The organism is Candidatus Rickettsia kedanie (assembly GCF_045865205.1).
Classification (GTDB): domain Bacteria; phylum Pseudomonadota; class Alphaproteobacteria; order Rickettsiales; family Rickettsiaceae; genus Rickettsia; species Rickettsia australis.
Genome location: NZ_BAABMM010000014.1, coordinates 1 through 7,149, shown reverse-complemented (window position 1 = coordinate 7,149; position 7,149 = coordinate 1). Strand labels below are relative to the sequence as shown.

The window sequence follows — 7,149 nt, the reverse complement described above, 5'->3', positions numbered from 1 at the left end:
TAATATTACTGATGAAATGATACAGCAGTATATTGATGAGCAAGAAGGTGAGCCTATTAATGATGATCGATTTCTAATCGATTCCACTTTATCACCTCTCAGCTTATAGCTGAGAGGTGTTTAGTTTATTTAGGCGGTTCTTGTTCTTGCGAAGCATATTTAATAAATGTAACCATTCATCAGTATCATCTTTAAGATCATTTTTTTTTAAATTTCCCCAATTCAATGAATACATAAGTTAATGAAAACAAATATTGTTTATGGGTATTGCTTTCTTTTATGTAATGATAGCTAATATACGGCAATTCATCAGGCAAAGCTTTTGTTCCTATGATAGCAATTATTACTACCGGCAATAAATCTTTATGTTTCATACCTTTCTTAATTTGACTAACGTAGGTATAACAACCGTAAAGCTGCGTTCTATTAAAATAATCTTTCTCCATTTTACGCTGCATCTCGATTATATACCATATACCGGTTTCATCTTTAACTTTTAGATCAAACAAACTTCTTTTCCCTTCAAGCAATAAGGATAACTGTTCAGTAGTTAGATAGCTTAAATCTATAATCCTATCTTCTTTCGATAACCTAAGAGAGAGTTCAGTAAATTTATTAATTTTACTTTATTGCTAAATAATTTCTTAAATGCGACATCATTTGTACCGTCTAAATATCTTTGCATGAATAATTGCATTTTTAATATATTTTTATATATAGTAAATTAATTTTAGGTAGTAAACTACTTTGACAATTTATTATCGATATTAGACTTCTTGCATAACTTATCTTATAAAGAGGAATCATCAGGAAACCCTTGCTACCGCAGCGTATATAAATATGTGAGGATGGGAGTAGCAGATTGACGTACAAATTACCTTTAGACGGAGGTTATGCAAGAAGTCTATTGGATTAATATCTATCATTATGATTGTATACTCCCCAAATTGCTTTCTTTGAGATCCATCCTGTATAATCTTTACATGTAATTTGACAGAATTGTTCTTTGCATTTTTTTAAACAGCAGCGAACCTTGGGCATTAATTTTGCTATAACTCGGCTTTTAGAATCGACGGATTTGGTAAGCTCTATTTCCTTATCAGAGGTAACAATCACTGATCTTTTACCTGATAAAACGCTTGAATGTATCCAACCACCTTCACCGTTAATGTCACGTACTTGTCGCCATTGCTCGTACTCTGCAGTTATTTCTACCGGTTCGCCTTTTTTAACAAAAACCCATTCTACGGCAGATTTAGTGGTTGGTCCGCTCCTTGCATTTACTTCATTAGATTTTATTGAAACAAATCGCGGAATAGGCAATTTTTTATTATCGGCGTTAATTGTTGTTGATAATATTATCGTAATTAAAATGATAAAAACTTTAATCATTATCTTCCACTTCAGATAAAGCATCTTCTTTTTTTGCTATTATATAATTACCAAGCCTAAATTGTACTTTTATTCTATTAATTTCCTGCTCGCTAATACCTATATTTTTTAGGACTGTTCCACCGATTTGTAATCCAGTCTCATAACTTTCCGGAATAATAGTTGTGGCACCTAAATCATAAAACTCTCTAGCATTTTTTAAATTTTTTAACTTAACGACAACCGGTATATCCTGATAATTACCGCTAATTGTTTTAAGCGATTTCTTGATAGTTACTTGATTATTCATAGTAAGTATTATAGTGAATGCTCTTTCCGTACCTAATGCTTTTAGAGTATCGGCTTGCGATACATCACCTTTAAAAACCGGTAAACCGTTTGATAGCTCTTCTTTGACTCTATCATCATCTAAATCAAGTATTACGTAACTTATACCTTCCGCTTCCAAAACTCTTGCTACCATTTTACCGGTATTACCAAGGCCGGCAATAATAATATGGTTTGTTAAATCTCTTGCCCCAAGCTCAATCATTTGAGTCGGAGTTTTACCGAGTCCTTTATCAACTTTTTCAGCAATCTTTTTCCCTAAAGCTGCGAGTAATGGAGTAAGTGCCATAGTAAAAGTAACTACGAATAATAATATATCGGCAGTACTTTCTTCTAATACTCCACTATCCTTACCTAAACTGAATAATATAAAACCAAACTCTCCACCTTGCGATAATAATAAGCCTGAATAAAAAGCAACTCCTTTATTAAAACCGAATAAAATACAAAAAGCCGTTATGATTAAGGTTTTTATACCTATTAAAGCAATAGATAAAGTAAGAATATGAGATATTTTTTCATACATTTCTAGTGCGTCGATATTCATACCGACAGTCATGAAAAACAATCCTAAAAATAAACTTTTGAAAGGATAAATACTTTCTTCTGCCTGCAATCTAAATTCAGTTTCGGCAACTAATACTCCCGCAACAAATGCTCCTAGAGCTAAAGATAAACCAAATGTTTCGGTGGCCCAAGCAGCAGAAAGTACTATTAACAAAGTCATCGAAATAGGTAACTCGCTTGCATTATTACTTTCTGATGAAATGAATGAAAATACAGGACGAAGAAAAACACGACCAACAATAAATATTGTAAGTAAGGCCATTACGGCTTTTAAGAGTGCAATACCAAGAGCTGCTGCAAGCGAAGCTTTATTATTACCGGCAAGTAACGGAACTATCACAAGCAATGGAACTACAGCCAAATCTTGCAGTAATAGAATAGCTAAAGAAACTCTTCCTATTTGTGTCGATTGACTACGATTTTCCTCAATAACCTGCATAACAAGTGCCGTAGATGAAAGGGCCAAACCACCGCCGGTAATAATAGCTGCACTACTATTGCCGTCTATAAGCACCATTGCACCGGCAATTACTATAGCGGTTGTTAAAACTTGCAAACTACCAAGACCAAATACATATCGTCTCATAGCTTTTAATCGCTCAAAAGATAACTCCAGTCCTATCGCAAATAATAGAAATACTACACCAAGTTCACCTAGTAACTTAGTTTGGTCATATGTTACGATTTTTAAACCGTGATCACCTATTGCAGCTCCTGCAATTAAGTAACCAAGTACCGGACTTAATCTAAGACGCTTAAGTATAGCCACGATAAAAACCGCAGTACCGAGTAAAATTATAACGTTAATAAGAATATGATCGTTCATCTTTTCCAAATTTCTTCTAGCTTAAAATGCTCCCGTGCTTCAGGATAAAAAATATTAATTAAAACAGCACCTGCATCTATTAGTACCCACTCTGATTTACCAAGACCCTCTATATTACTATTTATACCGGCATTATTTTTTAATTCTAAAGCCACATATTCAGCAATTGCTCCAACATTTTTAGTCGAACGACCGCTAGCAAATATAATATAATCGGCTAATTTATGTTTTCCTGTTAAATCAATTACCTCAATATCTTCTGCTTTTTTCTCACTTAAACATTCTAAGATAAATAATTTTAATTCTTCAGTTTCTTTGTTCATAATCATTAATAAATGATATAATAATATTAATTATTATATTCATAAGAGTAGAGTTTATCAATAAATGTTTAAAATTCTATAATAAAAATTCATATAAAGCTTTACTTTAACCAAAAAAACTTTAATTAATATTTAGGCTTTTATATCTAAAAAGTGATAAAATAATGGCAATATCTGCAAAAGAGTTAGAAAAAATACTTAAGGAATCCTTTCCAAACAGCATAATAAAAATTACTGATTTAGTAGGAGATCAAGACCATTATGAATTAGAAATATCAGATGTGCAATTTAATGGACTTTCTTTAATTAATCAACATAAATTAGTAAAACACGCCCTGTCTGAAATATTAAATAAAAAACTACATGCAATTACCATAAAAACTATCGCAGTTCCTGAAAAATAATTACAAATATTAGTATAATGGATTCTGCCTAAATTCAACTTATTATTTAAGTTTTATACTTACTTAGGATTATAATTTTCCTGATAAAGCAAAATTTATAAATATAATTTTTGTATTAGTCAACAATATGTTGACTAATATTCTTAAATAGAGTACACTATAAATTGATCTACTCCCAGCTCTAAAAACTCAGCTTTGCTAAAACAGCTTTAAAAAATTTACTCAAAATTTCTACAAACAAAAGAAAAGCTATATTAGAACAACTAAAGTTAAGTCCTTATAAGGAAAATAATAATATCAAAAATTAATAGGACATAACGGGTATAGATTAAGGCTTGGAGATTATAGGGTTATATATAGCATAAATAAAGGAAAGTTAGAAATTCTAGTAATTAATGTTGACGTTAGAGGAGAGGTCTATAAATGAGTAATAAACATATAATAGAATATCAAGGAAAGCCTGCTTTTGTTGTTATACCTTTTAATGAATATCAGGAACTTATCAATAAAAAACAATGTATTACCGATGAAACATTATACGCTGAAGCTATAGCCAAAAATGAGAAATATTTTCCTGAAGCTTTGGTACAAAAAATTTTAAACGGCGAAAATCCGATTAAAGTTTATCGTGAACATAGAGGGTTATCCCAAGAGCAATTAGCTATTAAAATCGGTAAAACTAAGCAATATATCTCATCTATTGAAAAAGGATTACGAAAAGGTACAATAGACACACTAAAAAAACTAAGTACTGTTTTAAATGTTGATTTAGATATGTTATGATTTGCAGCAAAAAATAGCCATAATTAAATCTTTATTAGAAATGTTCATAGAGCTAATATTTATAACGCTTAGATTATATAAGGAGTAAAATTTATTTTTACTCCTTATTAATTTATGTAGATTTACTCTTCAAGTTGTTTTTCTATCCATTTTTTATGTTTTTGTTCATCTAAAAGAGCTTGTTTTAAGGTTTTTTATGCATCATGCCATTTATTATTATGCTCATTTAATCTTTCACAAGCAGTATTAGTATCTTCTTCATTTGTATGCATAACATATAATATAGCTTTATCATCAACTAAATCAGCAAGTATCACTTTACCTTTTGTTAGCCATTGCTTAATGCTCGATCCTTTTACTGTTTTCTCATTATGTTTTGATAAAAGCTCATTTAACTCTTTTACATGTCTTTCATGATCCGTTTTAAATGCCTTCAATTTGTTTTTTATAATCTTCACATTAGAATTCTATTAATAGCAGCTTTATATGCTTCGATAGCATTGTAATCAAGCTCTACAAGTTCTTTTATTGCATAGGCAAAATTATTTTAGGTTCCCACTAAAGTTGTCATGTTAGCCTCCTTAATTTTTGGTTGCAATTATAAGCCTACTCCTTAAATTTTTTCAGGTCAAGGTTAAAAAAGCAACAATAAAAATAAATTTTTTATAAGTAAACAGTAATGAACTTTATTGTTAAGAATAATAGTTTATAATATTTTTTATTTTAATTTAGGTTGACTTACCATATAAATCTTTCTACCATCATATATGGATCTACCGAACACAAGATAATTAAGTGGTTATGTATTATTCACTAACCCGAATATTTAGGAGGGAATTATGACTAATAATAACAAAGGCTTTGCCTCTAGAGACAAAGAAAAAGTAAAGGCAATAGCTGCTACAGGAGGACATGTTTCTCATAAAGGTAGCCATTAAGATAATAGATAGAAAATATTAAGCTTCATCTTTGATTATAAAATAAAATTTACCACCAAGCCAAGGATAAAAATTTTATAGTTCTTATCCTTAACTGATGCATGTTTTTAGAAGTTTACTTTAAGTCTTAGCGTACCAGATTGAGCATGGTATTTTTTAGCTAAGTTCAGCCCGTAATGCACTCCGTACTCTATTTACTACTCCTGCTCCTAAATCATACAGCATTTTAGTAGGTTTAGGTGATGGTACCGGTAGAGGCTCATTAAAACCGTTAAGATCTGCAATGATTGCTGGTGTTTTACCTTTAAAGTCGTAATTAATAAAGGCATGAACTTGCGGTCTAATTATGAACTCATCCTTATAGAAAATTGTTTTAATTTCACCACCGAGTATACCATCAACCTTATTATATTGACGCTTCTGAATAGTGCGGTTTTGGAAAGAAGTACCGTATTCTTGATCACCGGAATCTTTCATCTTAGTAAGTCTGAGTCCTATCATCGGTGCTAATGAAGTTTCTTTCCATAGATAATTATAACCCCCAACTACTTGATCGCTATAAGAAGTTGAATGATACTTACCGTGTGCTGTTTCATAACCACCTATAATATTACGTAGCTCATTAATTTTAATATCGTTAGCGTTACCTTCATCGAGTTCATAGTCAACGCCTCCGACAGCTGCACCTCTTTTGCGTGATTCAGCACTTTCTGCTGCAGGATTTACACCATCCTCTGTAGCATCTTTAAGAGTTTTAAGTCTCTTACCTACTTCTTGAGTACCGGTACTAGTATTATAATGAGCGGCATTAAAGCCATCATTTGCATTAGAACGACTTATTCCGCTACCTGAATTTCCACCACTATCTGTACCTGAAGAATTACCTCGGCTACTACCTATAGCAGGAATACCACCATCAGAACTGCCTCCCATATTGTTACTATTATTAGCAGGAGCAACACCTGTTGTTGTAGGATGACCACTATTACCATATGGACTGCTTCCACTGTTGGTTACACCGCCGTTAGAGCTTACACCACCATAGCTTGTGCCGCCTGATGCTGGACCGTTGTAACTTGTGCCGCCTGTACCTACATTACCTCCGAAGCTCCACCAGTACTAACTGATGGGTTACCTCCTACATTTGAGGTTGGTATTGTACAGACGTTGCCCGGACCATAAGGATTGCTTCCAACATTAGCTGGACCACTACCCGTAGTGCCTGTAGCTCCACCTGTACCAACTGATGGGTTCCCGCCTCCTGTACCAATATTACCGCCAGCCGTTTCACCCGTACCCGGACCACTTGGAGCCACAACACTTGGACCACTCGGAGTAAATACTCCACCGGTTACAGAACCGCTAGGAGCATTTCCACCTGTGCCAAGACTGTTAGGACCAAAGACTCCTCAGCCTGTAATCGGAGTATTATATCCTGCTGGATTGCTAGGTGTTACGTCGTATCATACGCGTCAAGTTAAGGAAAGTAAGTAAGCAATTTGCAAGGAATTTGCTAATTGCAACTCTGTTAGCTAGAAAAAATGATATTTAAAAAGGGAAGTGAAGAGTATAAGTATTAGCACTGTAAC

Annotated in this window: 10 protein-coding genes; 4 read left to right on the top strand and 6 right to left on the bottom strand. The window is 32.9% G+C overall.

What is annotated here, in order from left to right; genetic code table 11:
* Window positions 1–197 precede the first annotated feature (197 nt).
* The 4 genes from ACKTSD_RS01690 to rsfS all read right to left on the bottom strand — a co-directional run bounded on the left by ACKTSD_RS01690 (window position 198) and on the right by rsfS (window position 3,435).
* The gene (locus ACKTSD_RS01690) at window positions 198–569 is read right to left on the bottom strand and encodes an Rpn family recombination-promoting nuclease/putative transposase (RefSeq protein ID WP_412707722.1); all 372 of its coding nucleotides are present in this window, start codon (window positions 567–569) and stop codon (window positions 198–200) included.
* Window positions 570–912: 343 nt separating this feature from the next.
* Window positions 913–1,392: an SH3 domain-containing protein gene (locus ACKTSD_RS01685; RefSeq protein ID WP_412707721.1), complete on the bottom strand. Its 480-nt coding sequence runs from the start codon at window positions 1,390–1,392 to the stop codon at window positions 913–915.
* Window positions 1,385–3,112, bottom strand: a complete 1,728-nt coding sequence (locus ACKTSD_RS01680; RefSeq protein WP_412707720.1) for a monovalent cation:proton antiporter-2 (CPA2) family protein — start codon at window positions 3,110–3,112, stop codon at window positions 1,385–1,387. Before ACKTSD_RS01680 ends, ACKTSD_RS01685 begins: the two co-directional genes overlap by 8 nt.
* On the bottom strand, window positions 3,109–3,435 hold the full coding sequence (gene rsfS / locus ACKTSD_RS01675) for a ribosome silencing factor (RefSeq protein WP_412707719.1): 327 nt from the start codon (window positions 3,433–3,435) through the stop codon (window positions 3,109–3,111). The genes ACKTSD_RS01680 and rsfS overlap by 4 nt, the downstream gene beginning before the upstream one ends.
* A 164-nt stretch (window positions 3,436–3,599) precedes the next feature.
* Between rsfS and ACKTSD_RS01670 the strand changes: the two genes are divergently transcribed.
* Both ACKTSD_RS01670 and ACKTSD_RS01665 read left to right on the top strand, forming a co-directional pair.
* Window positions 3,600–3,839, top strand: coding sequence for a BolA/IbaG family iron-sulfur metabolism protein (locus tag ACKTSD_RS01670; RefSeq protein WP_412707718.1), 240 nt, complete (start codon window positions 3,600–3,602; stop codon window positions 3,837–3,839).
* A 423-nt stretch (window positions 3,840–4,262) separates the two neighbouring features.
* A complete protein-coding gene (locus ACKTSD_RS01665) occupies window positions 4,263–4,622 on the top strand; it encodes a helix-turn-helix domain-containing protein (protein WP_412707717.1) in 360 nt (119 codons plus the stop codon).
* A gap of 194 nt (window positions 4,623–4,816) precedes the next feature.
* On the opposite strand, the gene ACKTSD_RS01660 is transcribed toward ACKTSD_RS01665, so the two are convergent.
* Entirely contained in the window at window positions 4,817–5,059 is a 243-nt protein-coding gene (locus ACKTSD_RS01660) for a hypothetical protein (RefSeq protein WP_412707716.1), read from the bottom strand.
* Window positions 5,060–5,461: 402 nt separating this feature from the next.
* Between ACKTSD_RS01660 and ACKTSD_RS01655 the strand changes: the two genes are divergently transcribed.
* Window positions 5,462–5,560: a KGG domain-containing protein gene (locus ACKTSD_RS01655; protein WP_412707715.1), complete on the top strand. Its 99-nt coding sequence runs from the start codon at window positions 5,462–5,464 to the stop codon at window positions 5,558–5,560.
* A 156-nt stretch (window positions 5,561–5,716) separates the two neighbouring features.
* Here ACKTSD_RS01655 and ACKTSD_RS01650 read toward each other — a convergent pair whose 3' ends face one another.
* A complete protein-coding gene (locus ACKTSD_RS01650) occupies window positions 5,717–6,493 on the bottom strand; it encodes an autotransporter outer membrane beta-barrel domain-containing protein (RefSeq protein ID WP_412707714.1) in 777 nt (258 codons plus the stop codon).
* Window positions 6,494–6,745: 252 nt separating this feature from the next.
* Here ACKTSD_RS01650 and ACKTSD_RS01645 point away from each other — a divergent pair, with 252 nt between their 5' ends.
* Entirely contained in the window at window positions 6,746–7,054 is a 309-nt protein-coding gene (locus ACKTSD_RS01645) for a hypothetical protein (RefSeq protein WP_412707713.1), read from the top strand.
* Window positions 7,055–7,149: the final 95 nt, after the last annotated feature.

Bases quoted from the DNA above. Each gene is read 5' to 3' on its own strand.
- ACKTSD_RS01685 (WP_412707721.1), bottom strand. From the start codon at position 1,392: ATGATTAAAGTTTTTATCATTTTAATTACGATAATATTATCAACAACA.
- ACKTSD_RS01680 (WP_412707720.1), bottom strand. From the start codon at position 3,112: ATGAACGATCATATTCTTATTAACGTTATAATTTTACTCGGTACTGCG.
- rsfS (WP_412707719.1), bottom strand. From the start codon at position 3,435: ATGAACAAAGAAACTGAAGAATTAAAATTATTTATCTTAGAATGTTTA.
- ACKTSD_RS01670 (WP_412707718.1), top strand. From the start codon at position 3,600: ATGGCAATATCTGCAAAAGAGTTAGAAAAAATACTTAAGGAATCCTTT.
- ACKTSD_RS01665 (WP_412707717.1), top strand. From the start codon at position 4,263: ATGAGTAATAAACATATAATAGAATATCAAGGAAAGCCTGCTTTTGTT.
- ACKTSD_RS01655 (WP_412707715.1), top strand. From the start codon at position 5,462: ATGACTAATAATAACAAAGGCTTTGCCTCTAGAGACAAAGAAAAAGTA.
- ACKTSD_RS01650 (WP_412707714.1), bottom strand. From the start codon at position 6,493: ATGGGAGGCAGTTCTGATGGTGGTATTCCTGCTATAGGTAGTAGCCGA.